This window comes from Qipengyuania sp. SM2507 (assembly GCF_053714505.1).
On record NZ_CM132307.1, the window covers coordinates 805,209 to 826,561 of the forward strand.

Below are 21,353 nucleotides of genomic sequence, written 5' to 3' on the forward strand. Positions count from 1 at the left end.
TTCTTTCGCTGTTGCGGTGGTCGGTTTACCCATGATGCCCTACATGACCTGAAAATTTTGGAATGACGAAGTAACAGATAGGATCAAATGAGTTTTGCCGCCACCATCCTGACGCTCTACCCCGAGATGTTTCCCGGGCCGCTCGGAGTATCCCTCGCCGGGCGCGCGCTCGAGCGGGGGGACTGGTCGTGCGAGGCGCTCCAGATCCGCGATTTCGCCACCGACAAGCACCGTACCGTGGACGATACCCCGGCGGGCGGCGGCGCGGGGATGGTGCTCAAATGCGATGTGCTCGCGGCTGCGGTCGATCATGCGGTCGAGCAGCGCCCCGCAGTCCCCATTCTTGCGATGACGCCTCGTGGTGCGCCGATCAGCCAGGCGCGGATTCGTACCATTGCGGAAGGGCCCGGCGTCACGTTGCTGTGCGGGCGGTTCGAGGGCTTCGACGAGCGTCTGTTCGAGGCCCGACCGGCAATCGAGCAGGTCAGCCTGGGAGATCTGGTGCTCTCGGGCGGAGAGCCTGCCGCGCTGGCCATACTCGATGCTTGCATTCGGCTGCTTCCCGGCGTAATGGGCGCGCCTTCCAGCGGGGCCGAAGAGTCGTTCGAGAACGGCCTGCTCGAGTACCCGCAATACACCCGACCTCAGCAATGGGAAGGGCGCACGATCCCCGAAGTGCTGCGATCGGGGGATCATGCGAAGATCGCGGCGTGGCGCCAGTCACGCAGCGAACACGATACACGGTTACGCAGGCCGGACCTTTGGGAATGCCGCAGTGGCGTTCGGGACCAGCCTGCCTCTGGCGCGCGGCATAAAGACTAAGGACTTAGGTCGATGAACCTGATTCAGACGCTCGAGGCGGAAGCCATCGAGAACCTCGGCAAGGAAATCCCCGAATTTCGCGCGGGCGACACCGTTCGCGTCGGCGTGAAGGTCGTCGAAGGCACGCGCGAGCGTGTGCAGAACTTCGAAGGCGTCGTGATCGCGCGCTCGAACCGCGGCATGGGATCGAACTTCACCGTGCGCAAGATGAGCTTCGGCGAAGGCGTGGAACGCGTCTTCCCGCTCTATTCGCCTATCGTCGATTCGATCACCGTGGTTCGCCGCGGCATCGTGCGTCGCGCCAAGCTCTATTACCTGCGCGGCCGCACCGGCAAGCGCGCCCGTATCGCCGAACGCCGCGACAACGCGCCCAAGGCATAAGGCTTACGCCACCGCAATACGAAAGGCGCTCCGGTCTCGGCCGGGGCGCCTTTTTGCGTTGCACACGGTTTTGCGCCATTGCGGGGGCGATTGAAGCCCTTCATGGATAGGCTCTCGATTTATCGCGCGGTCCCCTGTGGATCGCTCGCCGCAACGAAGTTTGGGGGTTGATCCTTGCAATGCGCCTTTCGCTGTTTTCCGCCGCCGCCCTGTGCCTCGCCGCTCCCGCATTCGCGGATGATCACGCGATGACCGAGGCGCCCGAGCTGACATTCGAACGCGTTTTCGCAAGCCCCGGCCTCGACGGTCCCAGCCCGCGGCAGGCTAAGCTCTCGCCCGACGGGCGTTTCCTGACGCTGCTGCGCAACCGCGAGAGCGATCGCGAGCGCTACGATCTGTGGGGCTACGACCGCACCAGCGGCGAATGGCGGATGCTGGTCGACAGCGAGGCGCTGGGGACGGGGCGCGAATTGTCCGAGGACGAGAAGATGCAGCGCGAGCGCGCCCGCGTCGGCAGCCTCAAGGGCATCATCGACTATCAATGGGCGAGCGACGGTTCGGGCGTGCTGGTCCCGCTCGATGGCGATCTCTACCTCGCGCGGCTTGACGGCACCACGGTCCGCCTGACCGATACCGAGGAAAGCGAGCTCAACCCGGCGCTGAGCCAGACCGGGGCCTATGTCTCCTTCGTGCGCGACCGGCGCCTGTGGGTCGGCGCGGTCGGCGGCGAGGCCGCACCGGTTACTCCGCAGGAGGACAACGAGAACGTGCGCTGGGGCGAGGCCGAATTCGTCGCGCAGGAAGAAATGGGGCGGCTCACCGGCTATTGGTGGAGCCCGCAGGACAAGCGCATCGCGGTCGAGCGCTTCGACGAGAGCGCGGTCGGCGTGGTCACCCGCGCGGCGATCGGCGCCACGGGCACGCGGGTCTACGACCAGCGCTATCCGGTCGCGGGCAGCGCCAACGCCTTGGTCGAACTCTTCGTCATGGACCCCGATGGCGGCAACCGTGTGAAGGTCGATCTCGGCGCCGAGACCGACATCTATATCCCGCGCGTCGACTGGGCTCCCGACGGCAGCGCGCTCTACGTCCAGCGCCAGAACCGCGAACAGACCGTGCTCGACATGCTGCGCGTCGATGCGGCGACCGGCGCGAGCGAGGTGGTGTTCACCGAGCGGGCAGCGGTCGCGGACTATTGGATCAACCTCTCCGACGATTACAAATGGCTCGACGACGGCTCGCTGATCTGGTGGTCCGAACGCGACGGGTTCGGTCATCTCTACCGCTATATCGATGGAGCGTGGACCCAGCTTACCCAAGGCGACTGGATGGTCACCAGGCTCGTCGGGGTCGATCAGGCTTCGGGCCGGGTCTATTTCCAGGGCACGATGGACGATGTGCTGGCGCAGCAGGTCTACAGCTTTGATCTCGACAATCCTTCTGCGATCACCCGGCTGACCGATCCCGGCTTCGTCAATTCGGCGAGCATGGATGGCAAGGCACAGACACTGCTGGTCAGCCGCTCGAAACCCGACCAGCCGACCCAGAGCTATATCGCCGACACCAGCGGCCAGCGGCTGACCTGGATCGAGGAGAACGCGCTCGGAACCGAGCATCCCTACGCGCCGCACCTCGCCAGCCATCGCGCGCCCGAATTCGGCACGATTCTGGCCGAGGACGGGACCGAGCTGCACTGGAAGATGATCCGCCCGGAAATGGATCCGGGCAAGCGCTATCCGGTCTATTACTACCACTACAGCGGCCCCGGCCCGCAAGTGGTCCAGCGCAACTGGAGCGCGCCGCTCGAGCAGGCGATCGTCGACAAGGGCTATATCTGGTTCGCGCTCGACAATCGCGGTTCGGCCAATCGCGGGGTCGCCTTCGAACAGCCGATCTATCGCGGCATGGGCGGGGTCGAGGTGCGCGACCAGAAGGCGGGGGCCGAGTTCCTCAAGACGCTCGATTTCGTCGATCCCGACAAGATCGCGATCGATGGCTGGTCCTATGGCGGATATATGACGCTCAAACAGCTGCAGGCCGATCCGGGGCTTTACGCTGCGGGCATAGCGGGCGCGCCGGTGACCCGCTGGGAACTCTACGACACCCATTACACCGAGCGCTACATGGGCACGCCGCAGGCGGATGGGGAAGCCTATACCGCCGCTTCGGGCATCCCCGACGCGGTGAAGATCGTCGATCCGCTGCTTGTGATCCACGGCATGGCCGACGACAATGTGGTGTTCGAGAACGCGACCGAGGTCATCGCCGCGATGCAGGAGGCCAATGTGCCGTTCCAGATGATGCTCTACCCCGGCTATACCCACCGGGTCTCGGGCGAGCAGATCTCGCCGCATCGCTACAACACGGTGTTCCGCTTCCTCGAGCACCACGGAGTGACGCCGCCCGAGTAAGCTCCGGCTTATGGTTGTGAATGGCGCGGGCATCGCTATGTCCGCGCTGCAGAGCTTCAGGAGACAGCATTTGGGTTATCGTGTGGCAGTCGTCGGAGCGACCGGGAGCGTCGGACGCGAGATGATGCAGGTGCTTTCCGAGCGCGAATTCCCCGTCGACGAGATCGCGGCGGTTGCCTCGAGCCGCAGCCACAACCTCGAGGTCGAATACGGCGACACCGGCAAGATGCTGAAATGCCGCAATATCGAGCATTTCGACTGGGCCGGCTGGGACATCGCTTTGTTCGCCGCGGGCAGCGGGCCAGCCAAGGAATACGCCCCGAAGGCGGCGGCCGCGGGCTGCGTGGTGATCGACAATTCCTCGCTCTACCGGATGGACCCCGACGTCCCCCTGATCGTGCCAGAGGTGAACCCGCAAGCGATCCACGGCTATTCCAAGCGCAACATCATCGCCAACCCCAATTGCTCGACCGCGCAGCTGGTGGTGGCCTTGAAGCCGCTCCACGATGTCGCGCGGATCAAGCGCGTGGTGGTGGCGACCTACCAGTCGGTTTCGGGCGCGGGCAAGGCGGGGATGGACGAACTGTTCCAGCAGAGCCGCGCGATCTTCGTCGGCGACCCGGTAGAGAACGTGGCCTTTACCAAGCAGATTGCCTTCAACGTCATCCCGCATATCGACAGCTTCCTCGACGACGGTTCGACCAAGGAAGAATGGAAGATGGTGGTCGAGACCAAGAAGATCCTCGATCCCAAGATCAAGCTCACCGCGACCTGCGTGCGGGTGCCGGTGTTCGTCGGCCATTCGGAATCGGTCAACATCGAGTTCGAAGAGGAAATGACCGCTGAGCAGGCGCAGGATATCCTGCGCGAGGCGCCCGGCATCATGCTGATCGACAAGCGCGAGGACGGCGGATACGTCACCCCGGTCGAGGCCGCGGGCGACAGCGCGACCTATATCAGCCGTGTGCGCGAGGACCCGACGGTCGAATTCGGGATCAATCTGTGGTGCGTGTCGGACAATCTGCGCAAGGGCGCCGCATTGAACGCGGTGCAGATCGCCGAACTGCTCGGTCGCGAGTGTCTCAAGAAGGGGTAACAGGGCGATGACCATGCGTTGGACGATGATCGGAATGGCGGCGCTGGCGCTCGCCGCTTGCAGCGAGAGCGATCCCGAGCCGACGGGCGAGAGTGCGGAATTCACGCTGCAGGAAACCCCCAACCTCCCCGCCGACCCGGATGGGGTCGTGCGCCTGCGCGGCGATGGCCTCGAGGTCACCGGCCCGCTGGGCACCATGCTGACCTTCGGCAGCCCGCGCGCGACGGTCGAAGCGGAACTGGCGAAGGCGCTGGGCGAAGCGCGCGACGCCGGAACCAACACCGAATGCGGCGCCGGGCCCATCGCCTTCACCGAATACCCCGGAAGGCTGGCGCTCAACTTCCAGCAAGGAAAGCTGGTCGGCTGGTCGCTGCGCGATGGCGAGGGCGATAGCGCGGATATCGCCACCGCCGAGGGGATCGCGCTCGACAGCAGCGAAGCCGAGCTCGCCGCCGCCTATGAGGTCGAAATGATCGAAGACAGCACTTTGGGCGAGGAGTTCACCACGCCCGCGGGCATCTTCGGTTTTCTCACCGGCGAGGGCGCGCAAAAGGAAGTGGAATCGCTCCACGCGGGCACGAATTGCTTCTTCCGCTGAGTTGCGCGAGAACGGCGCGATGACCCTGACCGCCGATCTCTATTTCAGCTTCCGCTCGCCCTACAGCTACCTTTCGGTGGGCCGCTACCGCGCCATGACCGAGGCTTACGATCTCGAGATCGCGCTGCGCCCGGTCTGGCCGCTCGCTATCCGCCAGCCTGACTTCTTCGAGCGCAACCATGCCAATTGGCTGGGCTACACGATGCGCGACATGATGCGCGTGGCGCAATTCCATTCCATTCCTTTCGGACCCCCACGCCCCGATCCGATCGTCCAGGACAAGACCACCCGGCGGATCGCCGAGGACCAGCCGCATATCCGCCGGATCACGAGGCTCGGTCAGGCGGCGGCGCGGCGCGGGAAGGGCCTTGAATTCGCGCATGAGGCCGGACGGCTGATCTGGGGCGGCGCGGTCGGCTGGAACGAGGATGACCATCTCGCCGGCGCCGCGACCCGCGCCGGGCTCGACCTCTCCGAACTCGACGCCGAGGCGGAACGCGATGCGCAGGCGCTCGATGCCGAGATCGCCGCCAATCAGGACGCGCTCGAGTCAGCCGGCCACTGGGGCGTGCCGACGCTGGTGTTCGAGGGCGAACCCTTCTTCGGCCAGGACCGCATCGCCATGGCGCGCTGGCGGATGGAACAGCGGGGGCTGGCTCAGCGATGACCACCGAACACTTTAACAGTTTCGATGGCACCGAACTTGCCCTGCACCGGGTGGGCGAGGGGCGGCCGCTGGTGCTGCTCCACGGCCTGTTCTCCAGCGCGCAGATGAACTGGATCAAATGGGGCCACGACCGCAGAATCGCGGAGCTTGGCTACGAAGTGCTGATGCTCGACTTTCGCGTCCATGGCGAAAGCGCGGCGCCGCGCGAGCCCGAGGCCTATCCGGCCAATGTTCTGGTGCGCGATGTCGCGGCGCTGGTCGCGCATCTCGGGCTGGAGCAATACGATCTGGGCGGCTTCTCGCTTGGCGCGCGGACCTCGCTGCACGGCGTGGCGAGCGGGGCACTCGCGCCGCAGCGGCTGATCGTTGGCGGGATGGGGACCGCGGGGCTGGGCGAGTGGCAGAAGCGCGCGGCGCATTTCAGGCGCGTGATCGACGAGTTCGACAGCATCGGGCGCGACGATCCGGCTTATTTCTCGGTGCAGTTCCTGAAATCGCAAGGGGTCGACCGGGTGGCCGCGCGGCTGCTGCTCGACACCATGCCCGATCTCGATCTGGCGAAACTCGCCAATGTCTCGATGCGGACGCTGGTGGTGTGTGGCGACGAGGATCGCGACAATGGCTCGGCGGAGGAACTTGCTGCGCTGCTTCCCGACGCGGAATATGTCGAGGTGCCCGGCACGCATATGGGCAGCGTGACCAAGCCCGATCTCGGCCGTGCGATGGCCGAATGGCTTGGCCCGGCGGAGGACGCCGCGCGCCGCTTGTGAGCGACGCGCCCTGCAGTTAGACAGAGCGCCTATCGCAGTCAGACGCGGCAGTATTGCCGAATCAGGGCCAAATCAGGGGAGCATCTCGACCGTGCGTATCATCTCGACCCTTGCCGTCGCGCTGGGCCTCGCTGCCTGCGCGCCTGCGACCCAGCCGCTTGCGGGTGGCTCTCAGGCTGCCGAATCGGCACCTCGCGGCGGCACGCTGTTCGTCGCAAACAAGTTCGGCAACACGCTCTCCAAGATCGATCTCGGCAGTGGCGAGCGGGTGCTGGATGTCCCGAGCTGCGCCAATCCGCACGAGCTGGCGACCTCGCCCGATGGCGCGCATGTCGCGCTCGCCTGCTATGGCGGCACCAGCGTCGATATCTTCCGCACCGATGACCTGGCGCGGGTGAAGCGCGTCGAGCTGGGCGAGAACGCTCGCCCGCACGGGATCGTGTGGCATGCCAACGGCGCGCTCTACGCCACCGCCGAAGGGCGCAAATCGGTGTTCTGGATCCGCGACCCGCTGGGCCGGGCCGAGACCTTCGAATACGGCACCGGCAAGGAGGGCAGCCACATGCTCGCCATCTCCCCCGATGCGCGCCACGCCTGGACGGTGGATATGGGCTCGAAGACCGTCACGCTGGTCGATCTGCTCACCCGCCGCGCTCCGCAATCGGTCGAGGTCGGGGTCGAACCCGAAGGGATCGCGCTCGCCCCCGATGGCGAGACGCTGTGGGTAAGCGCGCGCGGCTCGGACAAGGCATTCGCGCTCGATCCGATGAACCTGGAAATCCGCAGCGCGCTCGACACCGGCGCCTTCCCGCTGCGGCTGGCGATCCGGCCGCAGGGCGATGTCGCGGTCACCTCCGACCTCGCCGATGGCGGGCTGACGGTGATCGATCTGGAACGCGCGCAGCCGATCCGCTCTATCGTTGTGAGCGGACGCGAAGGCGCGCAGGAGCGGATGCAGGTCACGGTGATCTGGTCGCAGGACGGCGAGCGGATCTATGTCGCCGAGACCGGCGACGACACCATCGCCGAGGTCGATTACGCGAGCGGGCGCGTGCTGCGGCGGCTGAGCGCCGGCGACGGGGGCGACGGGCTCGCGGTCCTGCCGTGACGCAAAAGCGCAAGCCTCTCCCGGTGATCGGCTGGCGCGAGCTGGTGGCGCTGCCCGAGCTCGGCCTGACGGCGATCCCCGCCAAGATCGACACCGGCGCGCGCACCTCTTCGCTCCACGGCACGATCCTCGAACGCTTCGAGCGCGACGGCGAGGCCTATGTTCGTTTTGCCGTGGATTATGCGCAGCAGCATGTCCGGCAGATATGCGAAGCGGTGCATGTCGACTGGCGCGGGATCACCAGTTCGAATGGCGAGACCCAGCGGCGGATGATCATCAAGACCCCGATCCGGATCGGCGATGTCGAATTTCGCGCCGAGATCAGCCTCGCCGATCGGTCGGACATGAAATTCCCTATGCTGATCGGACGCTCCGCACTACGGCGCCATTTCCTCGTCGATTCAGGTTATTCCTGGCTGCAGACCCATGGTCGCGATGTCGTCGTAGGCCACAAACCGTGAGGTTTTCCCGATGAAGATTGCCATGCTCGCACGCAATGCGAACCTCTATTCGCACAGGCGGCTCAAGGAAGCGGCGGAGGAGCGCGGGCACCAGCTCGACATTCTCAACACGTTGCGCTGCACGGTGCATATCGCCAGCCACCGCCCCGAAGTGTTCTACAATGGCGAGCCCGCCGAAAGCTACGACGCGGTGATTCCGCGCATCGGCGCCTCGATCACCCAATACGGGCTGTCGATCCTGCGTCAGTTCGAGATGCGCGGCACCTGGTCGCTCAACGAGAGCGTCGCGATCGGTCGCAGTCGCGACAAGCTGCGCAGCATGCAGATCCTCGCCAAGTACGGACTGGGCCTGCCGCTAACCGCCTATGCCAATGATCCCAAACAGGCCGAGGAGATCATCAAGGCGGTCAAGGGTCCCCCGGTGGTGATCAAGCTGCTCGAAGGGACGCAAGGCATCGGCGTGGTGCTCGCCGAGACCATGTCCTCCGCCAAATCGGTTATCGAGGCCTTCCGCGGCGCCAATGTGAACATTCTGGTGCAGGAATTCATCAAGGAAGCCGGGGGCACCGACATTCGCGCTCTGGTGGTCGGCGGCAAGGTGGTCGCCTCGATGAAGCGCACCGGCGCGCCCGACGATTTCCGCAGCAATCTCCACCGCGGCGGCAGCGCGCAGCTGATCAAGATCACCCCCGCCGAACGCTCGACCGCGGTCAGCGCAGCGCGCCGCATGGGCCTCAACGTCTGCGGCGTGGACATGCTGCGCTCCAACCACGGCCCGGTGATCATGGAGGTGAACTCCTCGCCCGGGCTCGAAGGCATCGAAAAGGCGACCGAAAAGGATATCGCCGGGCAGATCATCGATTTCATGGTTTCGCATGCCCAGGCGGGAAAGACGAAGACCAAGGGGGCGGGGTAAAAGTCCGAAAGGGAGGACGGGGGAATGATGGGAAGAATTGCCCGGGCGGCGCTGCCGCTCGCTTTGGCAGGCACCGCGGCGGGGGCGCTGGCACAGGACACCGTACCGGCGCAGGACCTCATGGTCTCTGCCAAGGACCCGCAAGGTCTCGTGGACCTGCTCGAGATCGCGGGATACGGTCCCGAACTCTCGAGCGACGGTTACGGCGATCCGCTGATCACCGTCACGCTCGACGACTGGGGCGCGGATCTGGTGTTCTACGGATGCGACGCGGAAGAGCACAATGAATGCGAATCGCTCCAGCTATCGGCGGGCTTCGAGACCGAGACCCCTCTAACACCTGAAAAGCTGCTGGATATTTCGAAGCGCTTCCGCTTCGCGAGTGTCTCGCTGGCCGAGGACAAGACGATCCATATCCGGTGGGATATAATGACCGGTGAAGGGATCCCCGCCAAGGTGCTGCTGCGCGGGTTGCGGCTCTACACCGACACGCTCGACAGCGCGGCGCAGATCATTTTCCCCGATTGAGCGGGAATACTGCGGACGCAGCGTCGCGCCGCTGATCCTCCGAAACGAAGCCAGTTCGCCTTGCTGCCTTATGAGGAAGTGGCAGGTCTCGCTCTTTGTGGAAGGAGGCGACGATGGGCGATTTCTCGGTCGGGTTCAAAAAACAGGTTTCTGCAACCATGCTTGCCGACCTAGCGGGCTCGGTGCCGCTGTCGGTGACGGGGCACAAGGGCCGGACCTATGCGGTCGAGGCACCTTTCGACACCGACAAGGCCTCGCTCAAGAGCCTCCACCAGGCGATCGAGCGGGTCACCGGCAAGGACAGCATCGAGACGCTCGAAGCGCAGGACGAATAGGACCCTGCGCGAGGGCTTCGCCCAGCGCCTAGCGGAACGGCGGCTCGTTGAAGGCGCGCAGCTTGCGGCTGTGCAGCCGCGGCCCTTCCTCGCGCAGGCGGCGGCAGGCGGTCACCCCGATCTGGAGATGCGCTGCGATCGCCTGTTCGTAGAACTTGTTCGCCTGGCCGGGCAGCTTGATCTCGCCATGCAGCGGCTTGTCGCTGACGCACAGCAGCGTGCCGTAGGGCACCCGGAAGCGATAGCCCTGCGCGGCGATGGTGGCGCTTTCCATGTCGATCCCGACCGCGCGGCTGAGCGACAGTCGCCGCGCCGAGCTGGTGTAGCGCAGTTCCCAGTTACGATCGTCGGTGGTGACCACGGTGCCGGTGCGCATGCGTCGCTTGAGATCCGAGCCGTGCTCGCCCGAAACCTCCTCCGCGGCGCCGGCCAGCGCCTGCTGGACCTCGGCGATGGCGGGGAGGGGGATTTCGGGCGGCAGCACCGGATCGAGCACGTGGTCGTCGCGCAGATAGGCGTGGGCGAGCACGTAGTCGCCGATCTTCTGGCTTGGGCGCAGGCCACCGCAATGGCCGATCATCAGCCAGGCTTCGGGACGCAGCACCGCGAGGTGGTCGCAGATCGTCTTGGCGTTGGAGGGGCCCACCCCGATGTTGACCAGCGTGACCCCGCCGCGGCCTTCGCCGACCAGGTGATAGGCGGGCATCTGGTGGCGCCGCCAGGCGGTGTCGGACAATTGCGCGCTGGCATTGGCGGTCTGCTCGGACAGCCGCAGCCCGCCGGCACCCGCAAGCTCGGTGTAGCCGCCCATGCCCAGCTGTGCGCCCGCCCAGTCGACGAATTCGTCGACATAGCGGTGGTAATTGGTGAAGAGGATGAAGCGCTGGAAATCCTCCGGCCGGGTGCCGGTGTAATGCGCCAGCCGCGCCAGGCTGAAATCGGTGCGCAGCCCGTCGAACAGCGACAGCGGGATGGGATCGTCCGGGCTCTCAAGCTCGATCCCGTCGGCCAGTTCGTCGCCGATATCGGCGAGATCGGTCGAGGGGAAATACCGCGCGACCTCGTTGGGATCGACCCCGGCCAGCTCGGCTCCGGCCTGGCCATCGAGGACATAGGGGAAGGGCATTTCCTGCTGCGATGAACCTACCTCGACCTCGATCTCGTAATTGGACGAGATCAGCTGGAGCTGCTCGGTCAGATAGTCGCGGAACAGCGCGGGCCGGGTGATGGTGGTGGTGTAGAGCCCGGGCGCGTTGAGCCGTCCGAATGCACGGCTGCGATCTGCCGGCTGGTCGCCGCCGCGAAATCGCAGCCGCAGCTCCGGGTAGGTATAGGATCCGTCCTTGCGCCGCTCGGGCGCGGGCAGTGTGCGGTCGCGCCCGAATGCCATGACATCGCTGCGCAGCCGCTCCACCGCCGCATCGTAGACGGACTGCAGCTTGTCGAGGATCTGGTCGATCGATTCCATATTCGGCCCCTTTGCCCGGCTCTTGTTCTGTTGGCGTGACTGCTAGCCGATCGCGCGTCTTACAAAAAGGGCGCGGAGACCGAAGCCGCCGCGCCCATTTGGTGTCGATGAGAGTGCGATCAGCTGTCGTCGGCGTCCGGGTCGGTCGCTTCGATCAGGGCTTCGCGCTCGCTCATGTCGTCATCCGTGCTGACGCCGTCTTCGAGCATGTCGGACGGAATTTCGCCCGGCTCGAGGTTGGGATCGGTGCGGTTGGCGTCGGCCATCTTCTCGATCTCGGCCTGGTCGTCTTCAAATGCCTGAGCGAGGACGTCGACGCCCTGGCTCTGCAATTCGGCCTCGTCGTCCGAACGGGCGACATTGGCCTTGACCGTGATGTGGACCTCGGGGTGGAGGGCCACGGTCACTTCGTGCATGCCGAGCATCTTGATCGGGCTGCCCAGAATGACCTGCTTCTTGTCGACTTCGTGGCCCTGGGCCTCGAGCCCGGCGACGATGTCGCGGACGTTGACCGAACCATAAAGCTGACCGGCGTTAGACGAAGCGCGGATCAGGACGACCTCGGCACCAGCGATCTTCTCGCCAGCGGCCTGGGCTTCGGTCCGACGGTCGGCATTCTCGGTTTCGAGACGCTCGCGGTTGGCTTCGAAGACCTTCTTGTTCGCGCCATTGGCGCGCAGGGCCTTCTTCTGCGGGAGCAGGAAGTTACGCGCAAAGCCGTCCTTGACGGTGACGACATCGCCAATCCCGCCGAGGCTGCCGATACGTTCGAGGAGTATGATATCCATGTCTGTTCTCCTCAGCGCACGATGTAGGGCAGAAGGCCGATCTGGCGGGCGCGCTTGATCGCCTTGGCCAGCTCGCGCTGCTTTTTGCCGCTGACGGCGGTGATACGGCTGGGGACGATCTTGCCGCGCTCGGACATGAAGCCCTGCAGCAGACGCACGTCCTTATAGTCGATTACGGGCGCGCCCTTTCCCGAGAACGGGCAGGACTTGCGGCGGCGGAAAAACGGACGGGCCATCAGTTGCGCTCCTCGCGGTCGCTGCGACGCTTCTTGTCGCGCTCGTTCTTGCGCATCATCACGCTGGGGCCTTCCTCGTGCTCGTCGACGCGGATGGTCAGATAGCGGATGATATCTTCGTTGATGCGCGTCTGGCGCTCGAGCTCGTGCACGACGGCGCCGGGGCCCTCGATGTTGAGCATGACGAAATGCGCCTTGCGATTGCGGTCGATCTTGTAGGCGAGGTTCTTGAGGCCCCAGGTCTCCGTCTTGGTGACCCGGCCTTCATTCTTCTCGACGATTTCGGTTGCTGTGGCGGCCAGCTGGTCGACCTGACTCTGGGAGAGGTCCTGACGCGCCAAGAATACATGCTCGTACAGAGCCATGCCTTGGTCCTTTCACTAATGCCGATCGCTGGCTTGTCCGCAGCGGTTCTGCGGGGCCCCTCCGGCTTTCTTCGAATCCCTGCACACGCGGGGAAGCGAGGCACATAACGCGGCGGCGGCAGAAAGCAAGGCTTGTCGGGGCGCGGCGGGCAGGGCAGGGGTCCAGCGTTAGCACACGACAAAGGATTTTCGATGCCCGCTGGACTGGTCGCCCTGCTCGACGACGTTTCGATAATCGCCCGCGCGGCGGCCGCGTCGATCGACGATATCGGTGTCGCGGCGAGCAAGGCCGGAACCAAGACCGCGGGCGTGGTGATCGACGACGCGGCGGTCACGCCCTCCTATGTAACCGGGTTCAAGCCGGCGCGCGAATTGCCGATCATCTGGAAGATCACGAAGGGCAGCCTCAAGAACAAGCTGCTGATCCTGCTGCCGGGCGCGCTCCTCCTCAGCTTCTTCCTACCATCGGCGATCATATTCATCCTGCTCGCCGGCGGCGCCTATCTTTCCTACGAGGGCGCGGAAAAGGTGATGGAGAAGCTGGGCGGTGCCAAACATGGCAAGACGATCGAGGACCCGATCGAGGACCCGGCCAAGTTCGAGAAGCAGCGCGTCGCGGGTGCCATCCGCACCGATCTGATCCTCTCGGCGGAAATCATGGCGATCACGCTCAACGAGGTCGCCGCCGAGGATTTCGTCACCCGCGCCGGGGTGCTCGCGGTGGTCGGGGTCGCGGTGACCGTTTTCGTCTATGGCGCGGTCGCGCTGCTGGTGAAGGTGGACGACCTCGGCCTGCAACTGACCGAGAAACCATCGCAAGCGGCGCGGCGCTTCGGTCGGTTCCTGCTGAAAGCGATGCCGGTGCTGCTCACCGGACTGTCCCTCATCGGGACCGTCGCGATGCTCTGGGTCGGCGGCGGGATCATCCTTCACGGCATGCACGAGCTTGGCCTGCACGCCCTTTCCGACTGGGCACATGACGCGCAAGTGGCAGTCGAGGCGGCTACGGGTAATCTGGCGGGACTCTTTGGCTGGGCGACCTACGCCGCGCTGTCCGCGCTGGTCGGGCTGGTGCTGGGCGTGATTATCGCACTCGTGCTGCATAAGGTGCTCAAGGTCGGAAACGAAGCGGGCGCTCACTAGTTCGACCGCGCAGGAGCCAAGGAATCGCGGAAACCTCTGGTCATTCGGTTTCCCGATTTGGTACACTTACGACAGGAGGGGAGACGTTTGGCAGCAGCGCTGCCGGGCACGGCTCTCGAAGAGGATGGGAGAGCCGGTGGGGCTTTATCGAGTTCTGGCAATGGTGGTGTGCGCGTTCGGCCTGCTCTGGGCCGGGCCGCTGGCTGCGCAGGCGCTTCCGCTCAAATCGCTGACCTGCACCGCCGGGGCTGAATCCGCGCGCGCCGCTCTCGACCTCCCGCGCGGACAATTGCAATGCAGCGGCAGCCGCTTCGGCCATCGTGATCGCTTCGTCAGAACATCCGTGGAGTTGCCGGATCGCGTCCTGCCCGGAGGCAGCAACGGCATGGTGTGGCAGACCGAGGCCTCGGATTTCACCTCCATGCTGGTCCGCTTCACCTATGCCGATGGGACCCAGCGGCTGATCGATGTCGATCGCCAGATGGCCGCGCGCAACTGGTTCGCGGGCAACCGCTTCAACGTGCCGGTCCCCGACGAAGCAGCGCGGCTGGTCGCGGTGGATACGGTGGTGGAGCGGCCCTATTCGGCGGCCACCAGCGCCAAGGCGCGGATCCTCACGCAGGCCCGCAGCGCCGAAATGCATTATCTGCGCTCGCTTGCCTATGTGCTGGTCATCGGCCTGCTGGTCCTGCCGCTAATCTATGATCTTCTGTTCTACCGCATCCTGCGCCAGCGCTTCGTGCTCTGGCATCTGGGCATGGTGGGGGCGATGACCTGCTACACGCTGCTCCAGTCGGGTCTCATTTTCGAACTCGTCCCCGATCTCGAGCTGGGACTGCGGTGGCGGGCGACCGCGCTGGCCTTCGTGCTCGCGCTTTCGAGCGCGGTGATGGTGGTGCGCGGGCTGATCGAGGACCGGTTGCTGAGCCGGGGTATGAACGCGGCGCTGATCGTCGCGGCGCTGATACCCATCCTGGTCAAGATCGTCGCGTTGCTGGGCGGAGAGGCGCTGCGAATCACGGTCAACGCCTGGCTGATGGCCAGCCTGATACCCAGCGCGGCGATCGTCGCGATAGCGGTGGCGGTGGCGCTCGCGCGCGGCAGTCGCGGCGCACGCTGGGCGGCGATGGGCCTGTCGGTGCTGATGGCGGTCGGATCGCTGCGGCTGCTGGTGGGGCTGGGGCTGCTGGAGTTCGGTTTCGCGCTCGAGGATTCCGTCTTCGTGGCGATGGTCGTGCTCGCCATCTTCACCTCGCTCGGCGTGGGCGACCGCTTTCTGGCGCTGCGCGACGATCGCGACCAGGCGCGCACTCAGGCGATCCGGCTGGGGCAGATGGCCAACACCGACGGGCTCACCGGCCTCGCCAACCGCCGCGCTTTCGACATGGTCGCGCGTCTGAAGGCCGGGCAGGGGCTGCTGCTCGCCGATATCGACCGTTTCAAGGCGGTAAACGACGAGCACGGGCATCAGGTCGGCGACGCGGTTCTGTGCCGGGTCGCCGCGATCCTGCGCGACGAGCTCAACGAGCAGCCCGGGGCGCGGGTCTATCGGCTGGGCGGGGAGGAATTCGCGGTCGTGGCCGACACGGCGGACGGCCAACAGCTGATGCAGCTCGCCGAAAAGCTGAGGTTGACCCTGATCAGGGTCGATGGTCCGGAATTTCCGGTCGATCTGCCCGCGGTAACGGTCAGCATCGGCGCCGTGCTGGGGCATGGGCAGTTGATGCACCAGGCCTTCGCCGATGCGGATGCCGCGCTCTACCGCGCGAAGGACAGCGGCCGCGATTGCAGCGTCCTGTACAACGCCGGGACGGCCAAGAGCGACAGCGGACGGTTCTACGACACGATGGACCCGGCCTAGCGGGCCGCGCTCACGCCAGCCTCTGGTAAAGCTCCCGCGCGAAACCCGAGAGCGTATCGTCGCGGGCGCCCATCACCACGATCCGGTCGCCCGGGCGCGCCATCGCCGCCAGTCGCTCGCCGACATCGGCGCGCTGCGGGATATGTTCCGCAGCGCCGCCAGCCTGCTCGATCAGCCGGACGATCCGCTCGCTGCCCTGGCTGCGATCCACCGTGCCGCCGAAATAGACCGGGTCGCTCAGGATCACGCAGTCGTCCGCGTCGAGCAACTGCGCAAAGGTCTCGGCCAACTCGTCGCCCATTTGCCGCAAGGGCCCGTAGCCATGCGGCTGGAAGAATGCGAGCACGCGGCCCGTGTGCGCCTTGAGCGTGCGCAGCGTCGCCGCGCATTTTTCCGGATTGTGGCCGAAATCGTCGATTACGGTTATGCCGCTGGAGGACATGCCGATCAGCTCGAAGCGGCGCGACAGCCCGTCGAAGCCCGCCAAGGCCTCGACCGCGGCGGCGACCGGAACCCCCGCTGCCGCCGCCCCTGCGATCGCGGCAAGCGCGTTGGAGAGATTGTGCCGCCCCGGCAGAGCCAGCCGCAGCGGATGTTCGCCGCCATCGTGGCGGTCCACCACCAGCGCTGCCTGGCGCATCGGTCCTTCGGCGATCGAGCCGGGCACAACGCCGATCTGCGCCTTATCCTGATCGATCCCGAAGGTGATCGCCTCGCGGGCATGGGGCAGCAGCGCGAGTGCCTCGGCGTCGTCGGCGTTGACCACCGCGATCCGGCTGCGCGCCAGATAGTCACCGAACAGCTGCCGCAGTTCGTCCATGCTCTTGTGGTCGAGGCTGACGTTGAGCAGCACGCCGACGGCGGGGCGGTAGAGTGCGATCGAGCCGTCGCTCTCGTCGACCTCGCTGACATAGAGGCTCTGCCCGCCCACCACCGCGCTGGCGAAGGGACGCTCGGGGGAGACGAAATTGGTCATCACCGCGCCGTTCATGATGGTCGGTTCGCGCCCCGTGGCGTGGAGTATCCAGCCGAGCATCCCCGTGACGGTCGACTTGCCGCTGGTACCCGCGACCGCCAGCCCGGCGCCGCTGGTGTTGAACAGGATCGAATTGAGCTCGGCGCGGGTGAGGCGCAGGCAATCGAGGTCCTTCGCGCGGGCGATCTCGGGCACGCTGTCCTCCACCGCCGCCGAGGCCACCACGATCTGGTCGCGCGAGACCACGCCGCTGCCGTCCTGAGGGTGGAGCACAAAGCCCTGCCGCTCGAGCGCAGCGAATTTCTCGGGCGAATGACCCTGGTCGAAACTGCGGTCCGAGCCGGCCACCACGGCGCCGCGACCGCGAAGGATCTGCGCCAGCGGCAGCATCCCCGATCCGCCGATTCCGACGAAGAAAAAGGGGCGGGCCAGCAGTTCGTCGGGGGTGGGAAAATCGCTCATCCTGCGATCCGCTATTGAGTTGTGCCGGCAATGACAAGCAGTGACAAGCGCGCTAGAGCGGTGCGCGATGAGACGCATCGCCATCTGCGCCCCCGCCACCCCGATCAAGCGCAAGCTCGCCACGCGGGTCGCGACGCTGGCGGCTGCGGACTATCCCGGGCTCGAGCTCAGCTTCCATGAGCAATGCTTCGCCAGCGAGGGGCATTTCGCCGGGTCAGACGCGGTGCGGCTCGCCGCATTGCTCGAATGCGCCAATGATCCTGGCTTCGACGCGGTCTGGTTCGCCAAGGGCGGCTACGGTTCGAACCGGATCGCCCGCGATGCGCTCGGGGGGATGAACGAGCACGCGGCACACAAGAGCTATCTTGGCTATTCGGATTGCGGGACGCTGCTGGGCGCGCTTTATCGCGCCGGCATCGGCCAGCCGGTCCATGCGCCCATGCCCGTCGATCTCAAGCGCGAGGGAGGAGATGCCGCCGTGCGCCGCACGCTCGGCTGGCTGGCGGGCGATTCTTCGGGGCAGGAAGGTAGCATCGGCAGCGAGCCAGCGGTCGCCTTCAACCTGATGACCCTGGCCATGCTGGTCGGGACCGAGTTCATGCCCCCGCTCGCGGGCCATGTGGTTATGATCGAGGAAGTCGCGGAGCATCTCTATGCCATCGACCGGATGATGTTCCATGTGACCCAGCACCTTCACGGGATCGCGGGGATCAGGCTGGGCGAGGTCTCCAAGGTGCCTGAAAACGATCGCGCCTTCGGTGCCGATGCGGTGGCCATCGTGCAGGATTGGTGCCACCGCTCGGGCATTCCATATCTGGGCCGTGCGCGGATCGGGCACAGCGCGGAGAACCGCATCGTCCCCTTCGGCCTTGTCGAACCGGTGCTCGCCGCATAGGGGCCTTGCCCCCAGAGGAGAACCGGCATGAAAGCATTCATTTTTCCCGGCCAGGGGAGCCAGAAGGTCGGCATGGGAGTCGATCTCGCCGAAGCCAGCGCCCACGCGCGCGAAGTCTTCGAAGAGGTCGACGACGCGCTGGCCCAGAAGCTCTCCGCCATCATGCGCGAGGGCCCCGAAGACCAGCTGGTGCTAACCGCCAACGCCCAGCCCGCGATCATGGCCAACGCCATCGCGACGCTGCGTGTGCTCGAGCGAGAATTCGGCGTCGCGCTGGCCGAGACCGCAGCTTGCGTCGCGGGGCATTCGCTGGGCGAATACACCGCGCTCTGCGCGATCAACTCCTTCACGCTGGGGGATACCGCTCGCCTGCTCAAGCTGCGCGGCCAGGCGATGCAGGAGGCGGTGCCTGTCGGTATCGGCGCGATGGCCGCGCTGCTCGGCGCCGATATCGACAAGGCCACCGCGCTCGCCGAGGCCGCCGCCGCCTTCAATGACTTGGGCGAGGTCTGCGAGATCGCCAATGACAACGATCCAACGCAGGTCGTCATCTCCGGCCATGTCGATGCGATCGATCGCGCGATTGCGCTTGCGAAGGAGCACGGCATCAAGCGCGGGATCAAGCTGCCGGTTTCGGCGCCGTTCCACTGCTCGCTGATGCAGCCCGCCGCCGAGCGGATGGCGCAGGCGCTCGAACGCACCCCGCCGCAGGGCTTCGCCGTGCCGCTCTATGCCAATGTCACCGCCGCGCGTGTCACCGACCCGCAGGAGGAACGCGATCTGCTGGTCCGCCAGGTCACCGGGCGGGTCCGCTGGCGCGAAAGCGTGCTTGCCATGCGCGCCGACGGGGTAGAACATTTCGTCGAAGTGGGTGGGAAGGTGCTGGGCCCGATGGTCGGGCGGATCGACGGCGATGCGCAGGTCACCAGCCTGGTGACGATGGCCGACCTCGAAGCTTTTGCAAAGGAGTGCTCGTGATGTTCTCGCTCGAAGGAAAAACCGCCCTCGTCACCGGTGCCAGCGGCGGGATCGGCTCGTCGATCGCCTATGCGCTGGCGCGACAGGGCGCACGGCTGGCGCTGTCGGGTTCGAACGGCGGCAAGCTGCGCAGTTTTCGCGAGCAATTGATGGATGAGGTCGGCGGCGATCACGTCGAGATCACCTGCAACCTTTCCGACACCAAGCAGGTCGAGGAGCTGGTCCCCGCTACGATCGACACGCTCGGCAAGATCGACATCCTCGTCAACAACGCCGGCATCACTCGCGACAATCTGGCGATGCGGATGAAGGACGAGGAGTGGGACGATGTCATCCGGATCAATCTCGAGGCCGCCTTCCGGCTGATGCGCGCCGCCGCGCGGCCGATGATGAAGGCCCGCCATGGCCGGATCGTCTCGATCACCAGCGTGGTCGGCACTACCGGCAATCCCGGGCAGATGAACTACGCCGCCGCCAAAGCCGGGCTCACGGGCATGTCCAAGAGCCTGGCGCAGGAGCTCGCCAGTCGGGGGGTGACCGTCAATTGCGTCGCTCCGGGCTTCATCCGCACCGCGATGACCGGCGAACTGCCCGAAGCGCAGAAGGACGCGCTCAATGCGCGCATCCCGATGGGCCGGATGGGCGAGGGCGAGGATATCGGCGCGGCGGTGGCTTATCTTGCCAGCGACGAGGCGAGCTATGTTACCGGGCAGACCCTCCATGTGAACGGCGGGATGGCGATGCTGGGGTGAGGCTGCGAGCGATTGCGGCCGTCCGGCGATGACGCGAATGCGTCGCGCGGGCCGGTTTCGCTCGCTTTATCCCCAAGGAATCCCGCGCACTACAGGTTGAACCTTGCCCGGTGTGGCAGCCCCGCTAAGGTCTCGCTGACATATTCCGGCGCTGGTGGGGCGATTCCGGCCTGTCCTGCGCCCTTCAGAGGGACGATAGTCGATACCATGAAGGCCACCATCGAACGCGCGACGCTGCTGCGCTGCCTCTCCCACGTCCAATCGGTCGTGGAGCGGCGCAACACTATCCCGATCCTCTCCAACGTGCTCATCGAAGCGGGCACCGACAGTTCGCTCAAGGTGATGGCGACCGATCTGGACCTGCAGGTGGTCGAGCATATGGCCGCCGCAAGTGTCGACGAGCCCGGCGCGATCACGGTTTCGGCGCATCTGCTGTTCGACATCGCGCGCAAGCTTCCCGAAGGCAGCCAGGTCAGCCTGGAAACCGCGGAAAACCGCATGGACGTCAAGGCCGGGCGCAGCCGATTCAAGCTGCCGACGCTGCCGCGGGACGATTTCCCGATGATCGTCGAAGGCGATCTGCCGACAAGTTTTGCGCTGCCCGCCAAGACGCTGGCCGAGCTGATCGACCGCACCCGCTTCGCGATCTCGACCGAGGAGACGCGCTACTATCTGAACGGCATCTTCCTCCACGTCTCGGACGAAGACCAGCCGGTGCTCAAAGCCGCCGCCACCGACGGCCACCGCCTCGCGCGCTTCACCCTGCCGCGTCCCGAGGGCGCCGAGGGCATGCCCGACGTGATCGTGCCGCGCAAAGCCGTCGCCGAACTGCGCAAGCTGCTCGAGGAGGCGATGGATGGCGAAGTCCAGATCGATCTTTCGGCAAGCAAGATCCGCTTCACCTTCGGCGGGACCGGCGGAGTGGTGCTGACCAGCAAGCTCATCGACGGCACCTTCCCCGATTACAGCCGGGTGATCCCGACCGGCAACGACAAGCTGCTCAGGGTCGATCCGCGCAGCTTCTTCCAGGGCGTCGACCGCGTCGCGACCATCGCCACCGAGAAGACCCGCGCGGTCAAGATGGGGCTGGAGAAAGACAAGGTGACGCTCACCGTCACCAGCCCCGACAACGGCACCGCCGCCGAGGAACTGTCGGCGGAATATTCCTCCGAGCCCTTCGAAATCGGGTTCAACGCCGGTTATCTGAAAGACATCCTCAGCCAGATCGACAGCGATACGGTGGAACTCCACCTCGCCGATGCCGGTGCGCCGACGCTGATCCGCAAGAGCGAGGACGCGCCTGCGCTGTACGTGCTGATGCCGATGCGGGTGTGAT

At 65.7% G+C, this 21,353-nt stretch carries 23 protein-coding genes; 18 read left to right on the forward strand and 5 right to left on the reverse strand.

Annotated features, from left to right (window positions below; genetic code table 11):
• Positions 1 to 87 precede the first annotated feature (87 nt).
• The 12 genes from trmD to ACWIKC_RS03890 all read left to right on the forward strand — a co-directional run bounded on the left by trmD (position 88) and on the right by ACWIKC_RS03890 (position 10,093).
• On the forward strand, positions 88 to 822 hold the full coding sequence (trmD, locus tag ACWIKC_RS03835) for a tRNA (guanosine(37)-N1)-methyltransferase TrmD (RefSeq protein WP_454598804.1): 735 nt from the start codon (positions 88 to 90) through the stop codon (positions 820 to 822).
• 12 nt (positions 823 to 834) lie between these two features.
• Entirely contained in the window at positions 835 to 1,203 is a 369-nt protein-coding gene (gene rplS, locus ACWIKC_RS03840; RefSeq protein ID WP_454598805.1) for a 50S ribosomal protein L19, read from the forward strand.
• A 179-nt stretch (positions 1,204 to 1,382) separates the two neighbouring features.
• The gene (locus ACWIKC_RS03845) at positions 1,383 to 3,614 is read left to right on the forward strand and encodes a DPP IV N-terminal domain-containing protein (RefSeq protein ID WP_454598806.1); all 2,232 of its coding nucleotides are present in this window, start codon (positions 1,383 to 1,385) and stop codon (positions 3,612 to 3,614) included.
• 70 nt (positions 3,615 to 3,684) lie between these two features.
• Entirely contained in the window at positions 3,685 to 4,710 is a 1,026-nt protein-coding gene (locus ACWIKC_RS03850) for an aspartate-semialdehyde dehydrogenase (protein ID WP_454598807.1), read from the forward strand.
• Positions 4,711 to 4,717: 7 nt separating this feature from the next.
• The gene (locus ACWIKC_RS03855) at positions 4,718 to 5,308 is read left to right on the forward strand and encodes an aspartate-semialdehyde dehydrogenase (protein ID WP_454598808.1); all 591 of its coding nucleotides are present in this window, start codon (positions 4,718 to 4,720) and stop codon (positions 5,306 to 5,308) included.
• A gap of 19 nt (positions 5,309 to 5,327) precedes the next feature.
• A complete protein-coding gene (locus ACWIKC_RS03860; protein WP_454598809.1) occupies positions 5,328 to 5,975 on the forward strand; it encodes a DsbA family protein in 648 nt (215 codons plus the stop codon).
• Complete coding sequence (locus ACWIKC_RS03865) at positions 5,972 to 6,745, forward strand: alpha/beta fold hydrolase (RefSeq protein WP_454598810.1); 774 nt, start codon at positions 5,972 to 5,974, stop codon at positions 6,743 to 6,745. The genes ACWIKC_RS03860 and ACWIKC_RS03865 overlap by 4 nt, the downstream gene beginning before the upstream one ends.
• 91 nt (positions 6,746 to 6,836) lie before the next feature.
• Positions 6,837 to 7,853, forward strand: coding sequence for a YncE family protein (locus ACWIKC_RS03870; protein ID WP_454598811.1), 1,017 nt, complete (start codon positions 6,837 to 6,839; stop codon positions 7,851 to 7,853).
• A complete protein-coding gene (locus ACWIKC_RS03875) occupies positions 7,850 to 8,314 on the forward strand; it encodes an ATP-dependent zinc protease family protein (RefSeq protein WP_454598812.1) in 465 nt (154 codons plus the stop codon). Before ACWIKC_RS03870 ends, ACWIKC_RS03875 begins: the two co-directional genes overlap by 4 nt.
• Positions 8,315 to 8,324: 10 nt before the next feature.
• Complete coding sequence (rimK, locus tag ACWIKC_RS03880; protein WP_454598813.1) at positions 8,325 to 9,230, forward strand: 30S ribosomal protein S6--L-glutamate ligase; 906 nt, start codon at positions 8,325 to 8,327, stop codon at positions 9,228 to 9,230.
• A 24-nt stretch (positions 9,231 to 9,254) separates the two neighbouring features.
• Positions 9,255 to 9,758, forward strand: coding sequence for a YbjN domain-containing protein (locus ACWIKC_RS03885; protein WP_454598814.1), 504 nt, complete (start codon positions 9,255 to 9,257; stop codon positions 9,756 to 9,758).
• 113 nt (positions 9,759 to 9,871) lie between these two features.
• Complete coding sequence (locus ACWIKC_RS03890) at positions 9,872 to 10,093, forward strand: hypothetical protein (protein WP_454598815.1); 222 nt, start codon at positions 9,872 to 9,874, stop codon at positions 10,091 to 10,093.
• Between the two features lie 28 nt (positions 10,094 to 10,121).
• Here ACWIKC_RS03890 and ACWIKC_RS03895 read toward each other — a convergent pair whose 3' ends face one another.
• The 4 genes from ACWIKC_RS03895 to rpsF all read right to left on the reverse strand — a co-directional run bounded on the left by ACWIKC_RS03895 (position 10,122) and on the right by rpsF (position 12,950).
• Positions 10,122 to 11,561 (reverse strand): AMP nucleosidase, encoded by a 1,440-nt coding sequence (locus ACWIKC_RS03895; protein WP_454598816.1) that lies wholly within the window; start codon positions 11,559 to 11,561, stop codon positions 10,122 to 10,124.
• A gap of 119 nt (positions 11,562 to 11,680) precedes the next feature.
• Complete coding sequence (rplI, locus tag ACWIKC_RS03900) at positions 11,681 to 12,349, reverse strand: 50S ribosomal protein L9 (protein WP_454598817.1); 669 nt, start codon at positions 12,347 to 12,349, stop codon at positions 11,681 to 11,683.
• Between the two features lie 11 nt (positions 12,350 to 12,360).
• Positions 12,361 to 12,585, reverse strand: coding sequence for a 30S ribosomal protein S18 (gene rpsR, locus ACWIKC_RS03905; RefSeq protein ID WP_305929720.1), 225 nt, complete (start codon positions 12,583 to 12,585; stop codon positions 12,361 to 12,363).
• Positions 12,585 to 12,950: a 30S ribosomal protein S6 gene (gene rpsF, locus ACWIKC_RS03910; RefSeq protein WP_454598818.1), complete on the reverse strand. Its 366-nt coding sequence runs from the start codon at positions 12,948 to 12,950 to the stop codon at positions 12,585 to 12,587. Before rpsF ends, rpsR begins: the two co-directional genes overlap by 1 nt.
• 192 nt (positions 12,951 to 13,142) lie before the next feature.
• Between rpsF and ACWIKC_RS03915 the strand changes: the two genes are divergently transcribed.
• Complete coding sequence (locus ACWIKC_RS03915; RefSeq protein ID WP_454598819.1) at positions 13,143 to 14,093, forward strand: DUF808 domain-containing protein; 951 nt, start codon at positions 13,143 to 13,145, stop codon at positions 14,091 to 14,093.
• A 136-nt stretch (positions 14,094 to 14,229) separates the two neighbouring features.
• The gene (locus ACWIKC_RS03920; RefSeq protein WP_454598820.1) at positions 14,230 to 15,954 is read left to right on the forward strand and encodes a diguanylate cyclase; all 1,725 of its coding nucleotides are present in this window, start codon (positions 14,230 to 14,232) and stop codon (positions 15,952 to 15,954) included.
• Positions 15,955 to 15,964: 10 nt separating this feature from the next.
• On the opposite strand, the gene ACWIKC_RS03925 is transcribed toward ACWIKC_RS03920, so the two are convergent.
• Complete coding sequence (locus tag ACWIKC_RS03925; RefSeq protein ID WP_454598821.1) at positions 15,965 to 17,392, reverse strand: glutamate ligase domain-containing protein; 1,428 nt, start codon at positions 17,390 to 17,392, stop codon at positions 15,965 to 15,967.
• A 67-nt stretch (positions 17,393 to 17,459) separates the two neighbouring features.
• Here ACWIKC_RS03925 and ACWIKC_RS03930 point away from each other — a divergent pair, with 67 nt between their 5' ends.
• The 4 genes from ACWIKC_RS03930 to dnaN all read left to right on the forward strand — a co-directional run bounded on the left by ACWIKC_RS03930 (position 17,460) and on the right by dnaN (position 21,352).
• Positions 17,460 to 18,287 (forward strand): LD-carboxypeptidase, encoded by an 828-nt coding sequence (locus tag ACWIKC_RS03930; RefSeq protein ID WP_454598822.1) that lies wholly within the window; start codon positions 17,460 to 17,462, stop codon positions 18,285 to 18,287.
• 27 nt (positions 18,288 to 18,314) lie between these two features.
• Entirely contained in the window at positions 18,315 to 19,265 is a 951-nt protein-coding gene (gene fabD, locus ACWIKC_RS03935; RefSeq protein ID WP_454598823.1) for an ACP S-malonyltransferase, read from the forward strand.
• Positions 19,265 to 20,017: a 3-oxoacyl-ACP reductase FabG gene (gene fabG / locus ACWIKC_RS03940; protein WP_454598824.1), complete on the forward strand. Its 753-nt coding sequence runs from the start codon at positions 19,265 to 19,267 to the stop codon at positions 20,015 to 20,017. Before fabD ends, fabG begins: the two co-directional genes overlap by 1 nt.
• Positions 20,018 to 20,224: 207 nt before the next feature.
• Positions 20,225 to 21,352 (forward strand): DNA polymerase III subunit beta, encoded by a 1,128-nt coding sequence (gene dnaN / locus ACWIKC_RS03945; RefSeq protein ID WP_454598825.1) that lies wholly within the window; start codon positions 20,225 to 20,227, stop codon positions 21,350 to 21,352.
• Position 21,353: the final 1 nt, after the last annotated feature.